30 protein-coding genes are annotated in these 25,931 nt (G+C 47.9%); 5 read left to right on the top strand and 25 right to left on the bottom strand.

The window, feature by feature from the left end:
* Window positions 1-81: 81 nt before the first annotated feature.
* Window positions 82-1,099 (top strand): IS630 family transposase gene (locus C6Y40_RS03905; RefSeq protein WP_105932858.1). Its coding sequence is split into 2 segments (ribosomal slippage): window positions 82-525 and window positions 527-1,099, totalling 1,017 coding nucleotides; the frame shifts between segments, so codons are not numbered across the junction.
* A 173-nt stretch (window positions 1,100-1,272) separates the two neighbouring features.
* On the opposite strand, the gene C6Y40_RS03900 is transcribed toward C6Y40_RS03905, so the two are convergent.
* From C6Y40_RS03900 to C6Y40_RS03810, 20 genes are all read right to left on the bottom strand, one after another.
* Window positions 1,273-1,539: a hypothetical protein gene (locus C6Y40_RS03900; protein WP_105933436.1), complete on the bottom strand. Its 267-nt coding sequence runs from the start codon at window positions 1,537-1,539 to the stop codon at window positions 1,273-1,275.
* A gap of 289 nt (window positions 1,540-1,828) precedes the next feature.
* Window positions 1,829-3,595 (bottom strand): hypothetical protein, encoded by a 1,767-nt coding sequence (locus C6Y40_RS03890; RefSeq protein WP_105933434.1) that lies wholly within the window; start codon window positions 3,593-3,595, stop codon window positions 1,829-1,831.
* A gap of 1 nt (window position 3,596) precedes the next feature.
* The gene (locus C6Y40_RS24685; protein WP_170308408.1) at window positions 3,597-3,749 is read right to left on the bottom strand and encodes a hypothetical protein; all 153 of its coding nucleotides are present in this window, start codon (window positions 3,747-3,749) and stop codon (window positions 3,597-3,599) included.
* A gap of 33 nt (window positions 3,750-3,782) precedes the next feature.
* A complete protein-coding gene (locus tag C6Y40_RS03885; protein ID WP_105933433.1) occupies window positions 3,783-6,170 on the bottom strand; it encodes a hypothetical protein in 2,388 nt (795 codons plus the stop codon).
* Window positions 6,167-9,526, bottom strand: a complete 3,360-nt coding sequence (locus tag C6Y40_RS03880) for a phage tail tip protein J-related protein (RefSeq protein WP_105933432.1) — start codon at window positions 9,524-9,526, stop codon at window positions 6,167-6,169. Before C6Y40_RS03880 ends, C6Y40_RS03885 begins: the two co-directional genes overlap by 4 nt.
* Window positions 9,526-9,939, bottom strand: coding sequence for a DUF6950 family protein (locus tag C6Y40_RS03875; RefSeq protein WP_105933431.1), 414 nt, complete (start codon window positions 9,937-9,939; stop codon window positions 9,526-9,528). Before C6Y40_RS03875 ends, C6Y40_RS03880 begins: the two co-directional genes overlap by 1 nt.
* Window positions 9,939-10,544, bottom strand: coding sequence for a hypothetical protein (locus C6Y40_RS03870; protein ID WP_105933430.1), 606 nt, complete (start codon window positions 10,542-10,544; stop codon window positions 9,939-9,941). Before C6Y40_RS03870 ends, C6Y40_RS03875 begins: the two co-directional genes overlap by 1 nt.
* On the bottom strand, window positions 10,537-11,133 hold the full coding sequence (locus C6Y40_RS03865) for a hypothetical protein (RefSeq protein ID WP_105933429.1): 597 nt from the start codon (window positions 11,131-11,133) through the stop codon (window positions 10,537-10,539). The genes C6Y40_RS03870 and C6Y40_RS03865 overlap by 8 nt, the downstream gene beginning before the upstream one ends.
* Window positions 11,133-13,934, bottom strand: coding sequence for a tape measure protein (locus C6Y40_RS03860; RefSeq protein WP_105933428.1), 2,802 nt, complete (start codon window positions 13,932-13,934; stop codon window positions 11,133-11,135). The genes C6Y40_RS03865 and C6Y40_RS03860 overlap by 1 nt, the downstream gene beginning before the upstream one ends.
* Window positions 13,935-14,072 carry a hypothetical protein gene (locus tag C6Y40_RS25110; RefSeq protein WP_420836924.1) on the bottom strand — a complete coding sequence of 46 codons (138 nt, stop codon included), beginning with the start codon at window positions 14,070-14,072 and terminating at the stop codon, window positions 13,935-13,937.
* Window positions 14,073-14,251: 179 nt separating this feature from the next.
* Complete coding sequence (locus tag C6Y40_RS03850) at window positions 14,252-14,569, bottom strand: hypothetical protein (protein WP_105933426.1); 318 nt, start codon at window positions 14,567-14,569, stop codon at window positions 14,252-14,254.
* Between the two features lie 7 nt (window positions 14,570-14,576).
* A complete protein-coding gene (locus tag C6Y40_RS03845; protein ID WP_105933425.1) occupies window positions 14,577-15,512 on the bottom strand; it encodes a phage tail tube protein in 936 nt (311 codons plus the stop codon).
* Window positions 15,512-15,673 carry a hypothetical protein gene (locus tag C6Y40_RS24680; RefSeq protein WP_170308407.1) on the bottom strand — a complete coding sequence of 54 codons (162 nt, stop codon included), beginning with the start codon at window positions 15,671-15,673 and terminating at the stop codon, window positions 15,512-15,514. Before C6Y40_RS24680 ends, C6Y40_RS03845 begins: the two co-directional genes overlap by 1 nt.
* Window positions 15,670-16,125, bottom strand: a complete 456-nt coding sequence (locus C6Y40_RS03840) for a phage tail terminator protein (RefSeq protein WP_105933424.1) — start codon at window positions 16,123-16,125, stop codon at window positions 15,670-15,672. The genes C6Y40_RS24680 and C6Y40_RS03840 overlap by 4 nt, the downstream gene beginning before the upstream one ends.
* Complete coding sequence (locus C6Y40_RS03835) at window positions 16,122-16,568, bottom strand: phage virion morphogenesis protein (RefSeq protein WP_170308406.1); 447 nt, start codon at window positions 16,566-16,568, stop codon at window positions 16,122-16,124. Before C6Y40_RS03835 ends, C6Y40_RS03840 begins: the two co-directional genes overlap by 4 nt.
* Window positions 16,565-17,056: a phage protein Gp36 family protein gene (locus C6Y40_RS03830; protein ID WP_170308405.1), complete on the bottom strand. Its 492-nt coding sequence runs from the start codon at window positions 17,054-17,056 to the stop codon at window positions 16,565-16,567. The genes C6Y40_RS03835 and C6Y40_RS03830 overlap by 4 nt, the downstream gene beginning before the upstream one ends.
* Complete coding sequence (locus C6Y40_RS03825; protein ID WP_105933421.1) at window positions 17,056-17,406, bottom strand: hypothetical protein; 351 nt, start codon at window positions 17,404-17,406, stop codon at window positions 17,056-17,058. Before C6Y40_RS03825 ends, C6Y40_RS03830 begins: the two co-directional genes overlap by 1 nt.
* Window positions 17,407-17,468: 62 nt before the next feature.
* Window positions 17,469-18,398, bottom strand: a complete 930-nt coding sequence (locus tag C6Y40_RS03820) for a hypothetical protein (RefSeq protein ID WP_105933420.1) — start codon at window positions 18,396-18,398, stop codon at window positions 17,469-17,471.
* An 11-nt stretch (window positions 18,399-18,409) separates the two neighbouring features.
* Complete coding sequence (locus C6Y40_RS03815) at window positions 18,410-18,766, bottom strand: capsid cement protein (RefSeq protein ID WP_170308404.1); 357 nt, start codon at window positions 18,764-18,766, stop codon at window positions 18,410-18,412.
* A 2-nt stretch (window positions 18,767-18,768) separates the two neighbouring features.
* Entirely contained in the window at window positions 18,769-19,986 is a 1,218-nt protein-coding gene (locus C6Y40_RS03810) for a hypothetical protein (protein ID WP_105933419.1), read from the bottom strand.
* Window positions 19,987-20,184: 198 nt separating this feature from the next.
* Here C6Y40_RS03810 and C6Y40_RS03805 point away from each other — a divergent pair, with 198 nt between their 5' ends.
* The 4 genes from C6Y40_RS03805 to C6Y40_RS03790 all read left to right on the top strand — a co-directional run bounded on the left by C6Y40_RS03805 (window position 20,185) and on the right by C6Y40_RS03790 (window position 22,849).
* The gene (locus C6Y40_RS03805; RefSeq protein ID WP_146129491.1) at window positions 20,185-20,415 is read left to right on the top strand and encodes a hypothetical protein; all 231 of its coding nucleotides are present in this window, start codon (window positions 20,185-20,187) and stop codon (window positions 20,413-20,415) included.
* A gap of 1 nt (window position 20,416) precedes the next feature.
* Window positions 20,417-21,754: a replicative DNA helicase gene (gene dnaB, locus C6Y40_RS03800; RefSeq protein ID WP_105933417.1), complete on the top strand. Its 1,338-nt coding sequence runs from the start codon at window positions 20,417-20,419 to the stop codon at window positions 21,752-21,754.
* Window positions 21,755-22,056: 302 nt separating this feature from the next.
* Entirely contained in the window at window positions 22,057-22,269 is a 213-nt protein-coding gene (locus tag C6Y40_RS03795; protein WP_105933437.1) for a hypothetical protein, read from the top strand.
* A 61-nt stretch (window positions 22,270-22,330) separates the two neighbouring features.
* Window positions 22,331-22,849, top strand: coding sequence for a hypothetical protein (locus tag C6Y40_RS03790; protein WP_170308403.1), 519 nt, complete (start codon window positions 22,331-22,333; stop codon window positions 22,847-22,849).
* Window positions 22,850-23,060: 211 nt separating this feature from the next.
* On the opposite strand, the gene C6Y40_RS03785 is transcribed toward C6Y40_RS03790, so the two are convergent.
* The 5 genes from C6Y40_RS03785 to C6Y40_RS03765 all read right to left on the bottom strand — a co-directional run bounded on the left by C6Y40_RS03785 (window position 23,061) and on the right by C6Y40_RS03765 (window position 25,930).
* Complete coding sequence (locus tag C6Y40_RS03785) at window positions 23,061-23,549, bottom strand: hypothetical protein (protein ID WP_146129490.1); 489 nt, start codon at window positions 23,547-23,549, stop codon at window positions 23,061-23,063.
* Window positions 23,546-24,445 (bottom strand): hypothetical protein, encoded by a 900-nt coding sequence (locus C6Y40_RS03780; RefSeq protein ID WP_146129489.1) that lies wholly within the window; start codon window positions 24,443-24,445, stop codon window positions 23,546-23,548. Before C6Y40_RS03780 ends, C6Y40_RS03785 begins: the two co-directional genes overlap by 4 nt.
* A gap of 35 nt (window positions 24,446-24,480) precedes the next feature.
* Window positions 24,481-24,693 (bottom strand): hypothetical protein, encoded by a 213-nt coding sequence (locus C6Y40_RS03775; RefSeq protein ID WP_105933413.1) that lies wholly within the window; start codon window positions 24,691-24,693, stop codon window positions 24,481-24,483.
* Window positions 24,694-24,711: 18 nt separating this feature from the next.
* On the bottom strand, window positions 24,712-25,191 hold the full coding sequence (locus C6Y40_RS03770) for a hypothetical protein (protein ID WP_146129488.1): 480 nt from the start codon (window positions 25,189-25,191) through the stop codon (window positions 24,712-24,714).
* 142 nt (window positions 25,192-25,333) lie between these two features.
* Window positions 25,334-25,930, bottom strand: a complete 597-nt coding sequence (locus C6Y40_RS03765; RefSeq protein ID WP_105933411.1) for a hypothetical protein — start codon at window positions 25,928-25,930, stop codon at window positions 25,334-25,336.
* Window position 25,931: the final 1 nt, after the last annotated feature.

Below are 25,931 nucleotides of genomic sequence, written 5' to 3'. Positions count from 1 at the left end.
ATACCATTCCATCTAGATTTGTGATCTAATTGCCACATTACATTCCTGAGTCCATTTAGTTTGAAATATACATCAGAGCAATTGCTCGCCCTTTCAAAATCTGAAAAAGATAGTCGGAAGCGTATACGCTTCTTAGCCCTTTCTCATTTTCTTGACGGCAAGAGCCGCACTTATATCGCTGAAATACTCAAAGTCAGTAGGACAAGTGTGAATCTGTGGGTATCCAATTACCTTACCAATGGCCTTGAAGGTCTGGAATCCAAAAAGGCAAAAGGTCGAACTTGCTACCTCACAGAACGGCAAAAGCAAACGCTCTGTTCATACATCGAAGAGCATAGCCAGGATAAACATGAAGGAGGTAGGCTTACCGGGGAAAGTATTTTAGCCTATATTGAGCAAACATTTGGCGTTACCTACCATCATAATGCAATCTATAAGCTGTTAAAATCGTTGGGGTTTAGTTGGATAACGAGTCGTTCTCGACATCCTAAACAACAAACAGGCGTCCAGGATGCATATAAAAAACTTCCTACTGGAAACGATCCTTAACACTCCGGGGCATCTCGCCTTGGATCGCATAGATGTTTGGTTCCAGGACGAAGCTCGTTTTGGCCAGCAAAACACGACAACGCGCATTTGGGCCCCAACGGGAAGTCGCCCACGAGTTGTGAAGCAACAGCAATTTGAATATGCACATTTGTTTGGCGCGGTATGTCCAGCTACTGGCGACACCGAAGCGTTCATTTCGCCCTATGTGAGCAAAGACATCATGCGTCAACACCTGATGCAAATCTCACAGAAAACAAAACCGGGGCGCCATGCCGTGGTGGTGATGGATGGTGCTGGTTGGCATACCGATGATATAGCCGATGACTTTGAAAACCTGACAATTATGAAACTGCCACCCTATTCTCCTGAACTGAATCCCATAGAGCAGGTGTGGAGTTGGATACGGCAACATCATTTAGCGAACAGATGCTTCCAGGGATACGAAGATATCGTTGATGCATGTACCACAGCTTGGAACGATTTCGTCGATGACACTAAGCGAATCATGAATATGTGTTCGAGAGACTGGGCATTACTGACCAAATATTAAGATGGAATGGTATAAGAAAGCTCTCACATGGGGGTGAAGAACGGTGCTTCGTAGAAGCATGGCGAATGCCGGTGGCATTCGACAAGTGATGAACGCGAGGCATGGATGGCGAGCTGGTGTAGTGCGGCGGCAGGATTTAAAAAGTATTACAATAGGTTTTAAATCCTGCTTGTTTACGCGTTTCGAGTTGCATGCCGTGTGAAACTAGCCTCAGCTCCACTCAGCAGCTCAACCTTCCAAATAAGTCCCTTTGGGGTGGGAGCATAGAAGATCGTATCTTTCGGTTCAGACGTGTTATCAACCGTCTTATACGGTGCGGAAGGGTAGCTGCCATCTGGATTACGTTTATAGATATTGAATGTTCCGTTCTTCGGGTCAATGTTCACTAATTTCACACCGCCGTCATCTGGTAGTTCTTGTTGATTGATTAAATTCTGCATATCGTGCTCCTATAACTTTATTGCTGTATTTAAGTCTTTGTCTCGGCCCCAGCTACCTATAGTAACTCCGCGTTCGGCGGCCCATGCCCTAATGGCACGTTTTATGGCCGCTGTTAATGCTCCATGACCTATGTAAATGGCCACTCCGGATGTCCCCTCTGATTGTGCAAAGAACTTAAAACTTTGCCCTTCATGGGTAATCCGAAGAATGCGGCCAGTTACGTATTCTTCGACTACGACACCCTGGTGTGTTGTAGTTGAATAAGTCATGTTGAATCTCTTTTTTTGTCTAAACTAAATTACTTTGAGAATCTCGCCACGCACCATTTATATACCAAATAGGCATTTCTAGCGTCTTATCGATTAGCATTTGCCCATCAGTAGGGCTGGCTGGGCGTTCAGCTGTTGTTGAGCTAACAATTGCCTGTGCGGGAAACCATCCTGATGCTCCACTTCCGGAAAATTTCATCCACAGTTGATCAGAGTTTTTTTCTGCACTACCTTGCCGATTGAGAAAAATACTACCAACTGGTGCAATAACACTACCTTCCGGAGAGCCAACACCAGGAATGAACTCAGGCTGATATTCAGAACTTGAGCCTAATTTGATACGCTCAAAGCGGGCAGGGATCTGGCTTTCACTGTAGTAGGTTGATAGCCACTTTCGCTCGACAACAGGGTCAATGACCATATTCCAACCGTCTTTAATGCCAGTAATCGAGATAAAACCATCTACTGCCGCATCGACTTCCAGTTCATTTTCATTCGTGAACATGCTATCCACTTCAATAACATGGTTACGGCCACCTTCTATTTTAATGCCGCCGCCGTGAGCGTTCGTGGTGCATATTTGCGCTTTCACACCGGTTGGGTAGTTGCCGTTACCATCACCGCGTATTGCCATGCCAAAACCGCCTGACTCAGCGGCGTTTGTCCGAAAACTATTAAATCGAACGTTTGTGATGTTACCGACTATAGCCAATAAATCTTTGCCGGTACCCACGGGGGCCTCTTGGCCATGCAGCATAAACCCATGGAAATAGACTCTGCGCATATTATTATTCGTTGCCAGGTTCTCCATTAACAATCCGGTCCCAAATGGCCAAACGACTTTTAATCCATAGAAATCAAGTTGGTTGGTTGCATCGCCGGTACCTGCCGAACCGATGTACATTGCGGGGTTTGTCCGGTCCCCACACATTCTAATTTGCAAGTCATAGAATTCAGATTCACGAATATAACCAACTGTTCTGTCTTCTAAAAAGCCACATGCAAATCCACCTAATGAGCAGTGCTGTACCCAGAAACCGTTTGTGTGAATGTTATCGTTTCTGTCGAAAAACCTAACACCACCCTGCGCAGAGCCTTGGCTTCTATCGCCGACGATTGAAAAATCTTTAAACGTAACGCCGCTAACTTCGTCATTGTAAGTTATCGTGTCATCATCGCGCGTCCAATCTGACACAACGAAACCGGTTTCTTTAAAATCGACTGCCCACCCAGTCATCGTTGCTGCCAACTTGATCACAGATTTTGTTGGCCCGCCACCTTTTACCGTCAGTGCTTTGGTGAACTTACCGATAGGTGCAGTAATGACATATTCTTTTTCTTCGAGATTAATCCCCCGTAAATTGGCTGAGCCCCATGCCCACAACGCCTGCATGGCTTGTGTTGTGGTTTTATCATCTTCATCACCGAATTGAGCCGGTGAGGGTGAATAGATAAAGTTAGTTTCCAGGTACAGACCCGCTGAGCCGACATGCAGAACGCTCCCGCCGTTATCAACAGGTCTTAACCCGGCACTTCCTGCATCTTTTAGTCGGTAGTTAGCCTGTCGCGTTTCGATATACACCAAGTCTCCGACTTCAACATACCCGCCAGTAATTTTTGCTTGCGCATCCGCTCTATTGGTTGCAGTCGCCCCAGGCTTAGAGGTTTGCAATTGTCTGGCTTTGCTTAAGGCGTTGAACATCGTTTCATCAGTAAAACCCTGCATTTTTGTGGCAGGAACATTGCTATCACTGCCGACTGTAATTGTTTGTTGTACTGCCGCCATATTATTTCTCCACTACTAGGATGTTTTCATTATCAGTTATAATTACACGCTCATCATCGGTAATAATTAACGGGAATAATCGTAAGACCGGCTTGTCTCCCAAGTCTGGCACCAGGTCGGGGACAATGCTTTCAACTAAATCTTTAACTATCATTTCGCCACCTATAGTGATTAAAGTTATCTACGATTAAACCCGCATCCACAGGCCATACGCACCCACTGCAAGAGAGTTGCCAGAAACGTTTCGCCAGTTACCTGATTTCGACGGATTGAGATTGGCACCCGACGTGGTGCCGTTATTGGCTACCGATGAAGTACCGTTATTTTGTGCAAATACCAGATTGTCCGTATGATGTAATTGGCTCCACCCATTTGGGGTGTCATCATCAATTGTCTGTACGTGAACCTCATTTACCGGCCCTTGTCTGGCAGCAAAGTGAACTGAGTTATTAACTTCACCATTTGCCCCCCAGGTGTGAATGAAATAGCCACCTGAACCTGGTAGGTTTGTGGATGCATCCGCAGCAAATGAATAGCCGATGGAATCTAATGAGTTCACATCAATAGTCAGGTCTGGTAAATCACTCCCGCCCAGGTTAAATGCTGGTCGCCATTCTGTACCATCCCAATAAATGACATAGCCTAATGTGTGATCTATAAATATCTGGTCGAGTGTTGGCTCTACAGGACGTTCTGCAGTGGTGCCACCTAAGCAAAGTTGAACAGGGAAATAACCAGATTTACCATCACCGGACACCTTCGAGTACATCGAGTCACAGTTTTTATCTGGTGTACCGGTACGGTTTAAAATAACGGAACCAGCAGGCGAGGCCAGTTTAGCGTGCGGGTTCCCTCGAAACGCGTGGATTTCAGGCTGTACTGCCGATTCTAAGCCTACGGCAATCACGTCGAATCGAGCCGGTAGGCCAGGTTCGCTGAGGTAACTACTAACCCATTTACCAATCGCGATTTCATCACCAACGATTTCCCAGTCTTCTTTAATTGCGCCCAGCATTTCTATCGGACCATCAACATCAACGCCGATACTGAGTTCTGAGCCGTCAACAAACAAACCTTTCACGTTGAAACGGTGATTCCGACCACCCAATACCTGAATGCCGCCGCCATAACCGGTTGTAATGTCGATATCAGCAGTAATGGCGGTAGGGTATAGGCCGTTATGCCCCTCAAGGCTAATTGAATACGAGTTAATTTCCGTTGCGTTAATACGTAATCCGTAAAACGAAACTAGGTTAACGCTCCCTTTGATTGTGATTTGATTTCGGCCTTCAAGAAGGCTTCCTTCCTGGCCGTGGACCATACAACCAAAGAAATAAACGCGGCGCAGTGCGATATTGGTATTGTCATTCATGATTACCAGACCTTCACCGTGTGACCAAACCACTTTCAATCCGTAAAAGTTAACCTGATTGGTTGCGTCCCCAGTACCGTCTGACGATAAGATCATTGCTGGGTTGTTTCTATCACCGCACATACGAACCTGCAGATCATAGAATTCGGATTCTCGTATATAGGCTGATGCCCGAATATCTCGAACCCCTATGATTAACCCGCCAGCTGAAAAATGATGGATCCAGACCGAATTAAAATTAACGTTGTCATTTCTGTCTAAAAACAGAATTCCACCCTGAGAAGAGCCATTACCTCTATTGCCCGACAGCGCGAATTCAGAAAAATTAACCCCACTCACTTCGCCGTTAAAATCATATGTTGTCTGGTCCTTGTTCCACCCAGAAACAACGAAGCCGGTTTCTCTAATTCTTATTGTCCACCCAGTAAAAGTAGGAAGTGCCTTGAATAAAGACTGTGTTTTACCGGCACCATAAATACTCACGGGCTTATCAATCAAACCTAACTCAGCGTCATACAGGAACTCTCCCTTCGGTACATGTCCTACACCGGTTTTAACGCTGTACGCTAACCAATTTTGCAATGCAACAGTATCTAAGTTGGCACCATCGCCGTATGCACCAAATTGGTGTGGTGTAGGATCTGTTGGGAACAGCCCTAACAAATAAAACTCGGTACTGCCCACATGGATGATTTCACCGCCATCATGCGCGGGCCGTGCCCCTGAACTAGTTGATTCTTTAACCTGATAGCTATTTCCACCCTTTGGCGCTTCAGTTTGAGCCGCCCATCCGTCACGGTATGCGGTGGTGGAAAACTCGTCACCATCTGAAAGATCGCCATTGTTAACCATTGAAATAGCTTCAGAGACAGATGCCACTTTCCTGGTGGGCGGGGTAACATTTGTTTGCGCCAATAATAAATCTAGTGTTGTTTTGGCCTTTTCGTACACATCCATTAATGCAATAACATTCGATATTGGCGCGATAGTGCACTCCACATTGACCGCATCGGGATAAGGCCAGGGGAATGTAAGCGAAAATTGAGAATTTTCGACATCTACAGCATCAAGGAACACGGCCTGTTGTGTACCAATTTGTACTAAGGAGCCTTTTAGTGCGCCTAGCACTGAATCTGCATTGTTTATTTGGACGACCTGGCTTCCATAAGATGCGGTGACATCTGAGAGTTTGTAGGTGCTCATGACAAGCTCCCGTCTGTTTTAAATACTGAAAGGTTGACGATGCCGCCATCGGCTTGGCCAGTGATGGTTGTCGGGCCTGCGGTGGCCGCAGTGCTGGATATTCTGAACTGAATGCTGGTATCGGTAGTTTTACCCGGCACGATAACCAGGAACGCTGGCATGCTAAAGGTGACAGACATATCAGCTCCTGCCGGTGCTGATGCAGATTGACTCGCGCTATCAACAACCACGCCATCGACCAATACATCAATCACAAATGTGGCGGTGTCAAGGTTGTTAGGTGATATCCAAGTAAGTCTAAGCGGCTCAGATTTTAGGATACGGTCAAACGTTCCACCGACAATTTGCCCAGTAGCAGTGATCGTTAAAAAGACCTGGTGTGTGGTCGATACGGCGTTAGCGGGTTGCGTTACCGTCTTATTGATTGAGCCATACAAACCACCAATGATATTGGCGGCATAGAACGTGCCGTAATTCTTGATAGTATCGTTCACGGCGTCATATTCGACTAACGGATCACCATTACTATCGACAATTTTAAGTCCAGGGCCAGCCAATGTGGCTGCGCCTTTCCTGAACCATTCACCGTCAGGCGTTCTCCATTCATCCGCATTTGCCTTAGTGAGTAAGGCTAAATCCGGCTCACCCAAATCCAAAATCGGAGTGCCACGCCAGTAGCTTAATCCATCAGGACCGAATGGGTTTTCTGAGTCATCAACAATCATTTCATTGGTACCAATCGACACTCTAGCGCCATACCAGATATGTCGACTCAACGTAGCGCTGTATTGATAACCCACGCTGCCATCCTTGCCCGCAAACACCAGGTTATCCATGAACAGTCGTACAGAGCTGACATTGCTGGTGCCATTCTTAATTTCGATACCGGTGAAGCTGTTATAGGTTTCGATACCGAACTGGTACAAACCTTCTAAATCGCCGGTACGGGTCTCCAGCAGCTCAAAGTAGTCATACACTGAAACATAGTTGCCGCCAGGTTGTTCTATCCTTTTCTCATCAAAAGCCCTTACAAAAGCTGCGCCTTCCACCCAATTACCGTTACCATCCTCATAACCAAAGCCCGCATTTAAAAAGTTGGTTAGTGTTATTTCAGAATCGAAAGCAGACATTTGGCTAGTAAGGGTTTGCATATCAAGCTTTACTAAACCCAGGTCTGCATTCAATTCGACAACTGAGCTGGCCAATAACGTATAGTTGCCGCTGTTTTCTGAGTACTCATTACTCGCTTGTTGGAGGTCTGCAGCAATGCTGGCAAACGTATCTTTAATAGAAAACGTGGACTCTGGCAGGATCATATCCGCTATGAGTTCAGGCGTTACCTCATCTGCCGATATCCCCACCAAATTAGGCACAGCAAAAGGCACCCAACCCGGATCAATCAGGTCACCATCAACAATCCGGTACCAAACGTACAATGTGCCATCTGAAGGCGTGTTAGTAACGGTTAAAACCTTATTTAAACCACCTTCAAACGCGTTTTCAAAACTGTCTGAAAAGTAATATTTCCACTCGTAGGTTGATGAACTGTTAGGCAGCGTGGGCCCGGTGATGATCACACGCCCTGGTAAAACCTGAATACCAATCTGGCCAGTTGGTGTCGACGGAACCTCTGTACTAAATGTCCGGCTAATAACGTCACTGGGCTTGCCAAACGTATTAACGGCATAAACCAATGCAGTGTAATTGCCCACAGGTAGGTTCGTGATGTTGTAGTAAAGCTCTATGGTTTCGCCACTTCTGACTACGGTACCGTTGTCCTCGATGGTCACAACGTAGCGCACCACGCTCTCTGAGGCAGGATGGTCCCAGGTTAATACACCCAGTCTAAAGCTGCTCTCCGGTGTTGGTGTATAAGCCAGGGTCTCTACTGGATCAACATAGGTATTATCGATTTGGAAATTTGGCGTCGCGTCATAATCTGGCGGGGTTTGCGCCTGATTATACATTTCGGCACTGGTTTCTTTGATGGTCAGTGAAGCCTGGCCATTGCTGCTGTTTAAGTCGCTTTTTTCAATTTCATAGTTACCTACCAGCAGGTGCTCAGGCATGTTTAAATACACAACCGAGCCCGCAACAAAATTGGCATAGCAGCGCTTTAATACCAGCTCTGCGCTGTCTCCAGCAGCATTACGCAGCAGCTTAATCACCATCAGGCGCTGGCCCATACTTTCAGTCTGGGTAAATAGCAGCTGCTCATCGTCTTCGTATTCAACGCCTTCGTCCCGATTATCTATCAGATTTGTCGATACAACCGGGGTTATATCTGCATCCTGATAAAAGCGGTTTTTGTCCACAATAGAGGCATTAATGGTGTTTATTTTATCGGTCAGCGAGGTATGAGGTGTTCGCCGTGGCGGGCTGGCCAAGTGCGCTTCAGTAATGGTAAATATGGCCGGACCACGATACGCGGCTACTTGCAGGCGGAACTGCCCACCGCCCGCGTTTTCTATCCAGCGGCCGCCACAGCTCTTTAGCAGCTCGCTCTCGATACTTTCATGGCCAACTGTAGAGTCGAATGTGCCATTACAGGTATAACGTTTCTCAGTCCGCTGAACCCCATTACTGTCGGTATACGTGACCACTTCGTCACAGATATTGGCCTCATACGCAATATTGGCCATATCGAACATCTCATCGGAATAACTAACCGAGTTGTTGAAGCGCTTCCACCAGAAGTTAATCAGGGCCGCATTGTCCGTCCACTCCCACGTAGTCTCGTCGTTAATGCGATGTGTACCACTTCCACCGGCCGTATCATCCTTGCGGGGGTCGTAGCAGCGAATGCCGCGCACTTTAAACTTGAGATCCTGAATGCCGTTCGGCCAGATTTCCCCATCAACCACGAACTCGCAATACACATCAGTTGCGTTAGTACCGATGAATGTGCCGTCTACATTCGTCATGGTTTGCAGGCTACGGCTTGTAGGCCCGGTTTGGTCGCCCAGACGTGCCTCCATATAGTACCCTTCACCAAGCATGGCCGAGGTTCGCTTGCCTTCTAATTGATAAAGCAACACGGATTCGCACGGGTGTGGTACTAATGCCAGGTAAAACAGATTCCATTCTTTCTTATCGATTTTCTGTTTATCGTATTTAATGATGGAACCACTAATCACCGTCTCACCAACCACAATCCTGGGCACTGGCTTACCCACAGTCATATCCTGGTTAGATTTAACGTTGGTTGCCACATCTGGCATTAATTCTTTGATAACCAGTTGGGTTACAGCCGCAGTAGCAACACCGATTGCTATTAGTGTTCCCCCTGATACCGTTATGACAGCAGCTGTGCCTACGGCAGCAATAATCCCTGCGCCAATAGCGACCGTACCCATTAACCAACCCTCCAGCCGCATATGGCATAGTTTAGTGGCATGGATACCAGCCCATTCTGACCAACATAAACTAAGCCCCCAACCCAACACACGCCAATGGCATAGCCAATTAAACCGTCTACTTTCATTAGCGCAGCATCACCACGGCGCAGTAGTAGTGGCGGTACCGGCTCACCGAGGTATTTATTAACGGTGTCAGGCAGGTTACCAGCCCCATATTTTCGTATAGCCCGCAGAGCACCTTTCTCGGTGCTATAGTGGCCACGAAAATCCTGGGCGTAGTCAATCCCTGTGATCCGCTTAGCTACCTCTGCAGCAAATAAGCAGCAATCGTGCTCTCCCCAAACAAACTGTTTAGTTCTGCAGGTTTCCAGATACGAATTAGTGGAATCAAGCCAATCCGGCAGTCTCATTAACGATGCCTCCGATTGGTGGTGCTTCCATCACCTCTACCGCCTCTACCTACTGAATTGCTTCCGTCATAAGTATTTAATGGGCTACTCGCAAGTGCCTCTACATCATCACAATAGCTATCGTCAGGATATGCTCTGCGCCAGCTCTTAGCGCTATAGCGTAGGTGTTTCTTGGCTGATTTAAACCGTGCGCGTGCACCTACCAGGTTAAGCTGAATTGTATTTACCGGGCCGGTTTCAACGGGTACCCGACCTATAAAGCGATAAATGATAAGCTCAGCGGCGATAATACGCCGGTGTTCGTCCGTACACGCCAGGTAGATTTTTACATCCCGGCCAACGGCATTGTCTTTAATGGCATCATTAACGATCGCCAAGTCAGTCGTCTGCAGTGTCATGTTCATGTCGCCAAGCTGAACGCCACTGGACGCGTTCTCGATCGAGGCGAACTGGCCTACACCAATCCATTTCCTGCTGTCCCAGTATTTTTCACCAGCGCGGGAATGTGTGTACACATGGCCAGTAGGCCAGTTGATATCAGCCAGAAACAGCAGTCTGGATACATCAGTATTCATGGCATTGAGGATAGTAGGGTTACTAATCACGAATACTCTCCCGGAATGTAAATTCGTAATCAGTTAAGACGGCTTTACCTCTAGACGGCTGTGGTGGCGTTTGCCCACCGTAGAGCATGCACTTGCATTTAGGATCATTCACGATGAGTGCATCCCCATCAGACGGTATCAGCCGGATATCAGGCAGGAACTCCAATTCAGCCTCGCCAGAGCTATCCACCGCAATATCACTGGTTAGCTCGTACAGAAAATCCCCCAGTTGAAAACGATCGCCCTCCGGCAATAAGATGTTGGGTGTGAGGTTGCGAACGCCTAAAAGTGTGCCGTCCTGGTTGTTACCGTCCACAACCGGATTGCCGCCCCAGGCGTTACTTTGCTGATGCGCATAATCCTTAAACCAAAACTGGCCAACCGGGCCACGCAGCTTGTTTATAAACGTACGCATGGCAACCGATTGTTCATAGGAGAGGTTACGGTAGGTTAATTTGCCATCCCAGAACTCGTCGCCCTCGGCTACGATAACGCGGGGATTAAACGGGTTGTCCTCTACCGAGCTGCCAGCCTTAATGTAAAACAGGCTATCAGCGGGGGCTTTGGCGCTAAATAGGTCGTAAATCATTATGCGGCCCTCACTGCATTGTAAAACTCGCCGGTACCGGATTTCAGTTTGCGGGCAAGCTGTGTTTCAAACTGTGCAAATAAACGCACAGCAAGCGATTCGATTTGCTGCATAGAGCCTGGGCTACCATCGGTTTCAAAGGTTGGAGAAAAGTGGAAGTTGTTAGTCGTGTTACCGCGCATCGCATCGCCACCATTTATGCGGTCAATGGCTTTAGTGAGCCCAACGTTCTGGCGAGGGCTAACCACCCGTTCGCCGCGCTGTATTAATGCCGTTTGCTCATTAGCTACGTAATCAACACCACCATGATAAGCCGCACTGTATTGCTGGTTTTTAATTGTCGCGACCTGGTTTAAACCGTATGCAACAGCAGCTGCTGCAGCCGCAAAACCCAAAACAGGATTAATTGGGGCTAATGCGGCATAAGATGCTGTTGCCATTTCATAGGTGTTAACAACAGCCTTGGCAATACTAAAAGCTTTGTACATGGCAAAAGCTTTCTTGCTTTGGCCTGCAGCCTGCTTGAAGCCATATTCACCAATCGCTAACACCGCATCGGTTTTTTCCAGCTCGTTTTTACGCTCCCATTCATTTTTACTGAATAGCAGTTGCTGCATTTCGCCAGTACGGCGCGTTTCAGCCTGCAGCAATGCCTCTGCCCGTGCGTGGTCGTCTTTTTCCTTTTGGTTGGCAAAACCTTCTGCCTGAAGAATTAATTGCTCATTACGCTTGTCTGCTGCGGTTTTTTGTAGCTGATATTGCAGTAAAGCTTTGCGATCTTCGAAACCCTGGATTTCAGCCAGTTGTTGCTCATGTGCAACCCGCATAGCATTAAGCTCTGCGTTATACATGTCGTTTTGGCGGCGTGCTTCTTCAGCTGCTGCCCGTTCACGCAGTTCTGCAATGTCCTGATCACGCTGCAGCTCTAACCGGGTCGAGAGGTCATTGTATTTTTGCTGGCTTACACCGCCCTCAGCATAAGCTTTGTCCAGCATTTGCTGGCGTTTAACATAGCTGCCATTAATCCGGCCTTCCTGGCCATCCAGGAAGGTTTCGAGGTCAGAAACTTGTTTGGAGTAATCTACTGAAGCGGGCGCATTGGACTCCTCTTCAACAGGCAACCACTCCCCAGGTAATGTAGCGTTGAATAACTTCGATTTCGTTTCCGCTAGAATATTAAGCTGCTTATCCGCCTCTTCAATTTGAAGTTTCAACTCTTTAATACGAACGGTATCTTGCAGTTCTTTGTTTGGATCACCTTCGCCAAACATCCGTTTTTTGAGAATGCGGTTAACGGGGTCTTCGAGCTTTGTCAGTTCGGCTTGCGCACTTATCAGGGATTTACGAAACTTCTGTTCCTGTGACGTTATATTTAGGATTTCGTATTTACGACCTGTCTGATCAAGCTCTTTGTATTTAGCAATGAGGTCCGTAACGTCCTGCGTTAACTCTTGAGTTTCAAAAGAGGCATCGTTTGCAGACGTTGCATAGTAACCAAGTGCCAGAGCGGCAGTCATTGCTATGCCAGCTGGCCCACCGAGAATCGCCTTAGCAGCCGTTAGCGCCCGTGTGCTAATTGTGGCGGCACTCGCAGCAGCTGCGTAGGTTGTTGTTGCGGTAGCAGCGGCTCTTTCAGCAGCTGCCAGTCGCACGTTACTAGCCGCCAGATTGTTAACCGCTGCCGTCCTGGTGGCATCGGTTTTTGCAGCGGCCAACTGGCGCACAGCACCTTGCTGCAGCTGCTGTGCATAATGAAGTTGGGTGTTAGCGGCCGTGAGCGTACTGGCGGCAGTGCGTTGGTTCGCCGCAATTTCTGCATTGGATGCGGCAACTAATTCCATCTTCCGGGCTATCGCGTCCGCAATAGAACCCGTTAAACGTCCAGCATACACAGCGGCTACAACTCCCGCTGCTACGGCTAAATCGTCCAGTACATCAACGTTATCACCGAGCAGCTCCAGGGCCGATGTTGCTGTGGTCACCAGTGGCACTATGGCCGAGTTAATCGGTGCCGATAGGCGTTTGGCCAGATTATCGTATTCCGACAAGAAGTCATTAAACGCGGCAGACATAGTGTTAGCGGCATTTTCCGCTGCGCCTTCATAGTCCTGCAATGCGGTAATTAACGTGCGCTTAAACATCTGGCTGGTGACTTCACCATCCACCACCATTTTACGGAAGCCGCCACTGGCAACCCCAGCGGCTTTATCCAGGGCTTGTAATAAGCCTGGCAGAGGTTCCACTACCTGGTTAAGTTCCTGCGCCTGTACGCGGCCCTGGGTAAATGCCTGGGTCATACCGTACATGGCCTGGCTAACCTGCACATTACTCGCACCCAAGGTGCGGGCTACGTTGGTCATGCCTTCCAGAATTTCGCGGGATTCCGTCGCGGTAACGGTACGCTGCTTTTCCAGCACTAACAGGCGGGTATAGCTGTCTGCCAGTACTGAATAGCGCACATTAAGACGATCAGCTGCTTCCTCTAAATACCGCTGTGCTTCGGCATTTTGCGAGGCGCTGGTAGTCAGGTTTTCCAGCCTCAGTTGCAGCATCTCAGCATCGGATGCGGCGCGGATAAAGTTAATACCGGCCGCGCCTGCAGCATATAAGCTGACAGCGCCAGCAAGCGCTCGATAGCTACCCGCTAACGCTGTATTTTGGGCGGCAGCCGTGGCGCTGGCACGCCCTTGGGTGTAGGTAGCTTGTTGCAGGCGATTTATATCGGAAGCGTTACGCGCAGCACCTGCGCTCACCGCCTTGCCGTTATAACCAACCCGTAATGCTACGTTATAATTTGCCATCTACACCGATTCTCGTAACAGTTGCTCAAGGTGCTGCACTTTAAAAAAGTCGTCACCTTCAACGATTAACCCCAGTTTTTGCCAACAGACTTCTGCACGCTGGTAGTCCAGGGCGTATTTGCGATTTTTGCTGTCCAATACCCATTGAGTTTGTGAAACCCGAATGGCCTGTAGTGCCAGCCAATTATCAGGATGAACTTCAATGTCGGTATCCGGTTTAACCAGGTCTTTGAGGTCGCCCCCAAAGAATACCCAGTCATCTTCCAGTTCCTTGCTGTTCTGGTTACCTCCGGTTGCCCAGGCTTCGGCAACCTCCGTTAGTTTTTTATGGCCGCATCAAACTGGGCGTTAATAGCAACAGACGCTACGCCGCCTGCAGCAGCTGGCGGAAGCACGCCAGATTCCAGATCAGCAATAAAGCCCTCTAAGCCCAGTTCTTTGCCTTTTTCGTCCTGATACCCGCGCATAGCCGATACAAAGCCCTTTACAGACTCAACATCTGAGCCTTTTGCGATAATGGCCTCACCATCCGTTTTGGGCATAACCCGCACATCCACTTCAACGGAGTTTTCACCAAACAGAGTTACCGGGCGGGTAATAATCCAGTTTTTTAATGCGCTGCGTTTAAACGCCATATGTCACCTATGTAAATAAAAGTGAAATTTCGTCGTTACCGGCATCCGGCAACAGCTTAAGGTCGATGTCGTAACCAACGTTGTTGTTATCCAGGTTGGTGTAAGACGGTTTTTGCACCTGCACGCGGGGGCAGCTAATGGTGCAGATATTGCCTGCCGTAGCACCGTGGGTAATGGCTAACGGTCCATGTTGGCGGTTACTGTGGCGAGCAAAAAAGTTAATGGTATCGAGCGTAGGGGCTTCAATTTGAATTTGGCCACTGCCATCACGATCAGAATAGATAATGGTTTCATCCACCAGGCTTTGGTCGTACACCGCTTCGTTACCCGGATTCAAATTAAGCGAGTAAGGACGCACGGTTTCGCCATACAGCGTTACTGCTGAGGTGCGTCCTGGGCCTGTGGGCACAAAGCCCAACCACGGCGCATTATTGACTGCAGGTAAGCTGTCAATGGTATGCGTAGGAACGGCCCATAACCCTTTAAAGGTGAATTCCAACATGGGAATACCCTTTTCAAATATGATAGTAAATGCACCACGTGCACCGTTAATGGCATGCAGGTTATTGCCAATGCGAAATTCCATCGCCAAGGAGCTTCCAAAATCAGACGCCAGGGTGTATGCCACGCTCACACCGGCATCAACCGTTTCAGTCATGCGACTGGCTCGCAGTAATGCGCTATACGGCGGGGCTACGCCTTCGGTGCCGGAGCCAAACAAGTGCACCCGGAACGTGAGGGTAATATGCTCACCAAACGGGATATCTTCATACGCCCCTTCACCAAATCGCACCGACTCATCGGTAATGTTTTCGCTCTCAAACGCGATAGAGGGCTCTGTTAGCCGGATGTAATTTGAGGCGTCCAGTGCAGCTGCCGGGCCCGCACCATAGGTACTTTCTACACCGGCTAAAATGAGTTTTTCACGCCAACGCATAGCCATTACGCTTTCTCCTTAGTACCTTTGGCACCTTTGTTATCGGGTTCAACCGGGCTCACTTTGTCGCCGTCCAGCCTGTACTGGCCACCTGGCAAGCCTGCCGCCACGGCTTTTTTTAGCGCGGCTGGCAGCTCAGGGTGTTTAAATGGTTTTTTGGTGGTCATGGATACGTCCTTACATTGGTTACCACGGTGCACGTGGTTTTAAACTGCAGCTGATACACCACATTCTGCGTCTCTTTATTCACCTCGATTAAGCGTCCTGCCTGAAACGTGATGGGCTCAAACGGCTCAATCATCAGGCCAATCAACGCGGCTTTTACCTGGTCGCGCCAGATCAGCAGTTCGTTACCTGCCACGCTGCCAGTGTTGCTACCGGCCGCTCGAAACACGCCCACTACGGCAAATTGCTCTATGCTGTATTGCGAAACATCAATACCGCCGATTTCGTCAAAGTCTTCGGCCTCTTCGTCCAATGGCAGAACGAAGGTGGTATTACGCTGTACTGCACTACGGAGCAGCGCGGGCATGCTCATAGCCGGTTTAACGTTAAATTCAGCGGCTTTTAACACCGTTTCAATCACGTTTAAATCCAGGTTGTAAACGGGTGTACTCATTTCGGAAACCAACTCTCTACCCAGCGCAAACAAATCTTATCGATGCGCGATTGCTGTACAGGCGTAATGCCGATAATTTCCCGTTTGGGAATTGTTACCCGCTTACCACGCCCGGCCTTGCCACCAAACTGATGTATAGCGGCGTATTTTTCGGTTAATCCGTGAACCAGGTTCTGCGCTCTCACTTCGTGGGTAACGCTTTTGCTCAGTATCGAGGTATCAACCAGAGTTTTACCGTTTTCGGCTTCGGCCCGTTGCGATACCAGCCATTTGCTGCCATCCGGGGCTTTGCCTTCGTAGAAGCGTTTTGCCACATCGCTATCGAGGTAACTGCCTATTTCATCCAGCATGGCCGCTGGTTGTTGACTAAAGGTACCTACCTGGTTAAACACCGATAAGACATCATCACCCGACAGGTTAATCTCAATAAACGTTGCGCTCACAGGCCGAACCCACCCCAATCAAAACGGCTATTACCACCCACAACCACCAGGCGCGTATCGCTGGGTTTGGCTGGGTCATCAGCGCCCAGGCTTAATGCGCCGCTGCTGATGTCGCGCAGCTGCGCCATCGCGGCTTTGTGATTGTTTCGGGTGTCTTCGTCGGTTGTTACCATTAGTTCGTACTTCACCAGTACTAACGCGATATCCGGCAACGGGCTGTTAGCAATTTCGCTTGGCGATAACCCCGCAGGGTGGCGCTTAGCCACATAGCCGTTAATCAACCGGGTAGCGGCATCAATGGCTAACACCAGGCGGTCCAGAGCGGCTTGAGCCACGGCAAGTTCCTCAGCGGTAAAGCTGCTGGTATCAGCACCTTCTGCCAGGGCAACCAGGGCCAGGGTGTTAATGTCACCCTCAACCCGGCCTGCCAGAATATTGCCCAGTTCGTAGGTACCAATGCGCTCGATAACCGCTGCAGGCGTGATCACTATTCAGCGTCCTTTGCCTGGAATGCCGTCCAGGCTTCGTTACGCATATCCGCGCTCACATCAAAGCCCACCGCATCAGTCAGGGCTTCAACCAGCGGTAAGCCGCTGCTGGTTAAATTGGCTTTATCCTCGATAACACCGGGGATAACGGTCAGTAATTGCTCAAGGGTTGAAAGCTGTGGCACCACAGGCTCAGCTTTGCCTGCAGGCACTTTGATGGCGTTAATGGCCAACAAAGGCGCAGCGTCCTTGCCACTCAGGCTAATGGGTGCACCAGGTAGATACTTTTCCTGGTTATGCTGTACCGGCTCTACGCACTCATATTCGGTTAACAGGGTTGTTTCGCTCATGTCAGGCTCCTGTAAAGGGCCAACTCCGTGGCCCGTTATCGTCCTTGCTTCGCTCTCAGGGTTTATGAACTCGCTACGGCGTTCTTAATTAGGAAGCCAGAGGCAATGCCAGTGAGCAGCGGCTGGCGTTCGTATTCCACACCGGCAATCCAGCTCTTAGTGGCTTTGTCGTACCACATAGGCTCAACCAGCGGCTGGCCATTGAGTACGTAGGTGTAACCATACGACGGCATGGCGCGAGAGGTGATAACAGTGGGCACGTACGCCAGAATCACGTCCAGGCCCCACAGCTCCTCAAAATTACCATCAGCATCAACCACCATGGATTGTGCAATCACGATGTTTTCAATTTCAAACAGCTGCCGGTAATGCTCAAGTGTTAGCATTTTCAGGTCGTTATTGCTCATACGCGCTAACAACTTTGGGTGGTGCTTAAGCGTTTTGTGCACCAAGGCCGGTATAACCATCTTGTTGGGGTAAGACCCAGTGGCTGCCCGGACGGCTTCCTTGTAATCAGACACATCTTTCAGTGGGTCTGAGTTGTCGTAGTCGCTCCATTGGTCGCTGCCAGACAGCGTGATTTTGTTATTGGTGCCGTATTTGGTGGCATCCCGAGCCAGGCCAGACTGTTCAAACTCCAGGTTGTTCTGCTCTACCTGCATCACGGTTTCAACCGATTGGCGCTGAAAGTTAATACCTGGTGTGCTCGCTTGGTCACGTAACCACTCACGGGGAATTTGCGCATCCAGGGCGTTGTTGGTCAGGCTGTAATTGCCTTTTTCAAAACCCACTTTAATGCGTTTGGTGTTTTCACCCGGCGCACGGCGCGTGTTAATCAGCTGGAAGGCCGATTTATCAAACTGGATGATTTTACCGCTGGCTTCATCGACTGAAACACGCGGAAACAGCTCAAACCCAACTAAACCCGGAGCCATAAAGCCCAGCGCAATTTTACTTAAAACTTTGTCGGTACGAATTGATACGCGATCCATTTCGTTGCTCCTTATGTGTTAGCCGGAATTAATAACGCGTTGAAGATAGCGCCATCGCCACTTGCTGCCGTTAGCGCACGGCCCACCACTTTGCCGGTGGTTCTAGTGATTAGCTTGCCGCTGGTACCCACTTCCAGTAGAGCATCTGCAGCAATGGCAGCTCCCGCTTCACAAGGAACGGTACCCAATACATCAACCGCCGCCTGTTCACCAGCTGATGCCGGGTTGTAGGACACACCCATCATGTGAGCACCGGCAGCGGCGTAGTTACCGTCTGCACCAACAGCACGGCACTGCGCCAATGCAGCAGCGGCTTGTACGCTAATAGTTAAAATTGCTACCCGTGCTTTGTTTAAGTAATTCGCCATGGTTATGCTCCTTGACTTACGGCAATTACGGCATCTGCGTAGCAAACACCATGTGCCTTTGAATATTCTTCGGCTTTTGCGTCCAGGTCTTTGTCGTGGCCCAGCTCTGGATCATCGCCCAGGGGAGACTTAGCACCCAAACCACCAATAAACGCCTTGGCAAAGTCGTACTGGCTTTGCTCAACCGTTTCGCTGTCAGATTTGCTGAAGCTAAACGTATGCGCATCATCGCCTTGGGGCAGGCTGGCCATAAACTCAGCCAGGCCAGCGGCGGTGGCTGGGGTTAAGTGGCCTGCAGCAATCTGTGCGTCCACCACGGCCTTACAATCAGCCACGCGCGCCGCAAAGGCTTGCTCTTCCAGGGTCTTTTCGGCGTTATCTGCACGAGACTTTTCAGCACTCAGTTGACTGCTAAAGCTGGCCTCGGCGTCATCTTTCGCCTGTTGAATGGCAGCATCAAGCTGCTCCTGAGTGTATTTAGTCACTGCAGGCTCCTCAGTTTTGGGTTTAGAAAATTCGGGGGTTAACGGGTCTTCCTGGGTCTCTTTGCGCACCTCTTCGCGGGTTAATGCTTCCCGCATCCAGTCCAGGCTCCATTTAGGCACAACGCGGTCGGCGTCTTCCTGGGAAAACTTTTCTATGAAGAAGTCACGCATGTTAGAGAACATATCCAGCAGGGTGCGCTGGTGTTCCATTTCCATGCTGAATTCAATGGTTTCAGCCGGTTCTGCGCTAAATTCAATGGTTTCGGTTGGGTCGGCATCGGCACCGTTAAACTGCCAGCCTAAGCCTTCCAGGGCAGGTTCAACTGCACCCAGGTAACCAATATGGCGAAGGGTTAAACCCTTGTCGGTGCGATACAGGCTTACGCTGCGATTAGGAAAAGACTTAGCCGCAACGGCTTTGGCAAAGTCCACGTTAACGTTGTTGGCGGTGACCTCCAGGCGGTCATCGTCGGTTAGGCGCACACCGGTTACCCAGCCCAATGCCGGGGCATTGGTTTTGGGGTGGCCAATCACCAGCGGCGCTTTGTTGGGGGTAAAGTTATCCACTACCTGCTGCAAGTCTTCGCGGCTGTAGTTACGTGATTTACCCGTGTTATCGGTATGCTCCCCCGCAAAAAAAACATCATGCCAGGGAAACTCGGTCACCGTGGCCATGGCATCTGCCACAACCTCGCTGATGGGTAATTTTTTAAATGTGGGGGTTTTCGTTTTCATGGAGCCATGATGGCCCGAGAAAACTTAACGTGCCGCCCGAAGAAAACTCCGGGGGTAGAAATGCCTTTTCTTTTAATAACCTAACCGGGCTGGTTAATAAATTCAACGAGTTTTTTACCCGGCACCTTGGACATGTGTATCTCATTTGCCCCTGGCCAGCCAGGGGCTTTTTTTTACAGCCCAGCCGGAGAGCCAATCATGAAAACAGTTTGGGTACTGCAGCAATTTACCTCTCGCTACTTTGACCTAACCCAGCCGCATTACCTGGCTAAAATCACCCAGCGACTGCGCCCCATTTACACCACCGACCTTAGCCATGCTCTGGTGTTTGAAAGTGAAGCAACAGCCAATACATTGCTCACGTTTGATTTAAAACATGAAGGCTGGGCCGCACGGCGGGTAACTATTCCTAACAGCCAGATGCATTAGCATGGTGCCTGCTAATACGTTGCCGCAGGACATGGCAGCGGAGCAGATGCTATTAGGAGAGCTACTGGTAACCACCGAGCACGACGACCTGCTGGACGGCATAGAGCCGGATTTTTTTTATTTCTCAGCCCACCGCTACATATTTACCACTATTCGGTACCTGCACCAAAACAGCAGCCCCATTGATACGCTCACCGTGGCCGACTACCTGGAACAACGAGGATTACTCGATAAAGCGGGTAATACCGACTACCTCCTGCAGCTGGCGCGCAACCGCATTAACGATTCGCAAGCCATGCTGGCTAAAACGCGCATTAAAACGCTTACCACACAACGCCAGGTGATACTGGCCAGCAATAAAATTAAAGACGCTTGCTACGACAACCAGGGCGCTACTGCAGCATCGATACTGGAGCGCGCCGAAACCGCCCTGTTTAACCTGCGCCATGCCCAGCACGAAGCCACAAAGATGCAAAGCATCGGGCAAATGACGCTCAGTATTGCCGACAAACTACAAGCCATTGCAGAAGGACGGGGTCCGGCTAAAGGGCTCACTACCGGTTTTAACGAACTGGATGAGCTGATATACGAACTGGCCCCAGGTGATTTAGTACTGGTTGCGGCCCGGCCCTCACAAGGCAAAACCACCTTCGCTATGAACCTGGTAGAGAACGCCATGATGCAAAGCAAGGCTCCGGTGCTGGTATACAGCCTGGAAATGCCTTCAGAGCAGATTATGATGCGCCTCTGGGCGTCTCTGGCCCGGGTGAACCTAACCAAAATACGTAACGGCAAAATGGATGACGAAGAGTGGTCCAGAGTGTTTAGCGTAATTAGCACACTCAAAGAACGGGGCAACCTGTTTATCGATGATGCCGCAGCGCTAACGCCCTCAGACATTCGTACCCGCACCCGTAACCTAATACGCAAACACGGTAAGCCCAGCATGCTAATGGTGGATTACGTGCAGCTGATGCGGGTAAGCGAGACCAGGAAAAACCGCGCGGATGAAATCGCCGAAATCTCAAACAGCCTAAAAGAAATGGCCAAAGACTTCGGGATACCGGTGGTGGCGTTATCGCAACTTAACCGCAGTCTGGAGAACCGGCAGGATAAACGACCAATCAATTCAGACCTCCGGGAATCGGGCTCGCTGGAGCAAGATGCAGATGTGATCCTGTTTATTTACCGGGATGAAGTGTACAACCCGGAAACAGAACATCCGGGTGAAGCAGAAATTATTATAGGCAAACAGCGAAACGGCCCCACAGGGACCGCTCATTTGTTGTTTCAGGGGGAATATTCAAAGTTCACAAACCGCACCGGGGCTAACCAATGACACTACTGATTTATTTAATCCTTTCCCATCAATACAGACTGCCACTAATTATGGACATCATTGCTTTAATGGTTTGGTTTCTACATATCTGCTTTCACGAGGAGCACAAAGGCAAATCAACCTCAACCGGCAATCGGGGTGAGGAGTAAACGGTGCAATACTTATTCTTAACGGGGCTAGAAGTACTGATTGCGTTAGCCGTATTTTTAATTTTGCCTTTTGTCATCACAGCAATAAGCAAAACAACCAACGTTCTTATAAATATTCACCATTGGCGAAAAATCATCAAACTGGAGATCAGAATGGGTACTCATACAAAAATTAATTTTACTGACTTTCCTGAACAGGGTAGCTGGCTCGGTAAGAAGTTTCGGATCTGCTTTAACTACGACACTACCAAAACATTAACCGGTATTTGTGTTCGTGATGACAGAGAAGCGCCAGGCAGAACGATCTTTAAACTGGATGATGGCCGGTATGTGTTATCAACCGAATGCCAATGCCAGCCACTTTAATCAAAACTTATTTTACAATATTCAAATTTAATGCTTTATTAAAGCTTTAAAATAGCTTTGAGTGAATAAAATGACCGTGCAATGTATCGATTCATCCACCATGACCCACCAACAGTTAAGATCATTTATCCAGATCATGAAAGAGGCCATTGGTGCAACCAGTGGCAAACGTTCAAACTATATTGTTGAGCTCGGACTGGATTTAACCAGCCCATTTGCCTTCTTACTTGGAAGGGATAACTTCACTCAGGAACAAAAGGTGTTTGCGGAAGGTATTTTTTGCATTGTGATGAATATTCCAATGCGGCGGCAAGAGCAGCTATGGATAAATGGAACAACCTGGTACCCAAAAAACAAAAACCGAGTCGAAGCGCCAATGGAGCAATCCCGTCTTGATTACGATTTTATGATGGAAATTAGCGACCGCCCTAAAGACTGGGAAGAGATATTAAAAGTATCATCTACAACGTTTACGAAACTGACCAAAGGGGATATTGCCCCTTACGATCTCATTCGCCCATCGATAGCATTAATGCAGTTTGGATTTCCTGAGCCGGAACAGTTTTTTACAAGGCTTTGAAAACGAGGTTTGGGAAAACCGGTTTTTAAACTAAAAAGCTGTTGAAAACCGTTTTAAAAGCACTCTAAAAACGCATTAAATTACAGACGCAAACCAGCATTCAAATACTTTCTGATAATGACTTCTAGATGATTTTAGGAATTTTTACCAAAATAAGCTTACAGCTACCGCCTGAACACTAAAAAAGCCCTGAGAGGGCTTTTGAGAAAGATTAAGAATCTTCATTAATAAATTTGAACCAGTCATTCAGGCTGGTTTTTATCAATAGTAAGGATGCAATCAAAATGCAAAGCGCAAATACCGAAATCCAGATAGCAGCATAAACAAACCACTGAATTCCGATAAGGCCAATCGAGAGCTGGGCGATGGCTGCGCCAATGGTGGCCAGTACCGACCAAAATAAAAAGTCACTTAAATTTCTTAACGGTGCGTATACCTGCAAATTTTCATCAAGTTTCTTCATCTCTTCAAAGCGTTTTTTATACTGAGGTCGGTCGTAAACGTTTTCTTTGAGCTTTATCAGGATGAAGGTTTTTAACGAAAGCAGAAAACCGCCAACAGTCAGGAAACCGGCAAATAAGTTTCCGCGCAGGTTCTCTTCATAAAACTTTATAAATTTTGGCGCATCCGTCACGAAGCAATGCACAACACCAATCGTAAGTGTTGCAACTACTGCGCAAAGGAGGAACCGGATTATCATCTTATTTTCGCCTCAAATATCGTTTTATGATCATCGCAAATCTCTATCAGTTTATCTGTCACCCAGCTGCTTGCAAAATCGGTAACAGTAAGATCGCTAATTTGAGCTGCAAGTTCATCGTAATCATATTCGCCAAAACTATCTGGCTGGTCCTGAATGCGTATAACACGGTCAATACCACTCTCGTCAACCGCAAATACTCTGCCACTTTCGCTGTCTGCTTCATCTACCGAACTGGAAACGGCATCTATCAACCCTTGCAGTGGCGCTTGAGAGCTAAAGCTAAATTTACGGCGATGCTTATTCACGAAACCTGTTAAAGGTCTGAACATTTTTTGTTCTGGCTTAAGGTAAGCAAAGTCCAGCTCAAGCGCTTTAATTCTTTTCATCTCGGCCAATAAAACGGGTAAGCTCGATTTATTAATCAACACCTGCCATTTGAAAGTACCATTATACTTCTTGCCAGCGACTTTTTTGGCTGCACCTTCCGATTTGCCTTCATCCTGCGCTGTAGTTTTCGCTACTTCCTTTTTTACGTCTTTAAGGCGTAAAAATTTCTTTTTCATGCTTTTCATTGCCTGGCTAATACTACAGGACTGATGGTAATACTGATATAAGCCAATACCCGAAGCCTTATTGATTACAAAAAAATTGAATTCGGTAATCCTGGAATCATCATCCAAACTGTTTACTTGAATCTTAGGAGCCCCGCCGTTTTCCTTAAGCTCACAGAAAGTACGTTGATTTTTAACCGTTAACATTAAACCAAGGTAATACTTGCTGTTGCTGGTATCGTCGACGTACATAAAGCGGCCAATATCATCAACGTGCTCAAAATTGGCTTTTTCCTCAGCTAATGATGCCATTAGTTCAGATAGTGGCAGTGAATCAGGCACTTCGATAGAGAAGCCTACAAACCTAACAAGCATGATTAGTCCTTTTCAATTTGAGCAACAATTTCTGTTAATGCCGCTATCATTTCTGTTTTTAGCTCACTGGCCAGGAAGGTATAAGGCGCATTCGCCATAACGTTTTCGATCACTTCATCCCTGATTTGATTCAGGTGGAGCCCTTTGTCCTGTAGAACTGCGTAAGTTGAATAGACGATCTGTTCAAGAATGCTATTTTGGTTATCGTTATTCATGTTTGACTCGCTCCGTTGCTATTTTAATGTTTCCGACCAGAGGATATCCCAGTCTGACAAGTGAACATCGCACTGCATTCCATAAATTCTGTCATAGTTACTTATGAGTTCGATTTTCCCTGTATACTCAACTAGCTGTCCCTTCCTAAAACCAAGCACATAGTCATCGTAGGTTTGGTTGTATAGATAGACTACTCGACTGAAATCAATAAACCCGTAACTAGACGTGGTTCCCATGTCAATGAAGATCGAAATGGTATCGTCATAACTGAGATCAACATTTTGAATAGTACCTTTCCAGGTAACGTATTTACCTTTAAGTTCTCGCTTAAGAAGCGTAAATTGAGCCGATGTACTTTCTCTGCATGCTTTCTCTAGTTCTTTATATTTAATCCAAATGTGCTTTTTTTCTTCAGGCTGAACTATTGGCTGTTGGCTGTTCGATTGGCACCCAACAAGATTTAAAAAAATTGCCAAAGCTAAGATTTGTTTAATCATAACGTAATCCATACGTGTACGTAGCTGGCCGAAGGTGGGGGTTTCGTACCGTTAGTGAATGGCATTACATTCGAAGCTAAAAGTGCGATTAAAGCGAAAATAGATTTTTTGTAATTCATATGCCCTCCTTGGCTACAGAGCCTTATTTCTTGAGCGAAGCAACCCAGTCATAAGTTTGTTGAAGTTGGTCATCGGTTAATTCAGTTAACGAATTGCAACCAAAACTAAATTCCAGATACCAATCTTTGTCATCAACCCGATCTAATTTTTTTAAGCGGGCATAAATGAAACTGTAGCGGCTCTTACGCCATGATGAAAATCCGCGAGCTGATTTTGCACGCTTTAATCTACCTATCGTCTGGCGTAAGTAGCTTTCGACTTCTGGAAACTTTTCCTGCTCGATGAATTTGTATGAGGAGAATTTAAACTTTCGCTTAAGGGCCGTCCAAACCGCAGCATGGTTTCTGGGGTTCTTTTTAGAAGCTTTTTCGGCTGTAACAACGTCATCGACTAACAGCCTGATGATATATTGCTGATCACTTGTGATGTGATGGCTACCAGGCATCACATTAGGTTTAACGATCACTTCCTGGTTTGTCACATTGATATGGTTAGTACCAATAGACACAATATTACCAGTGCCTGATGTGGTTACGTTTTGAGGGACTGAAGAGCTTCCCTCACTTTCCGAAAAACTCTCTTTAAAGAGTTGCGTAACCTTACTTTCAAAATCATCCATA

Origin of the sequence: Marisediminitalea alba (genome assembly GCF_002993365.1) — a bacterium.
In the GTDB taxonomy this organism is placed as follows: Bacteria; Pseudomonadota; Gammaproteobacteria; order Enterobacterales; family Alteromonadaceae; genus Alteromonas; species Alteromonas alba.
Note: the sequence above shows the minus strand (reverse complement) of the source record. Positions and strands in the feature narration are given on the sequence as shown.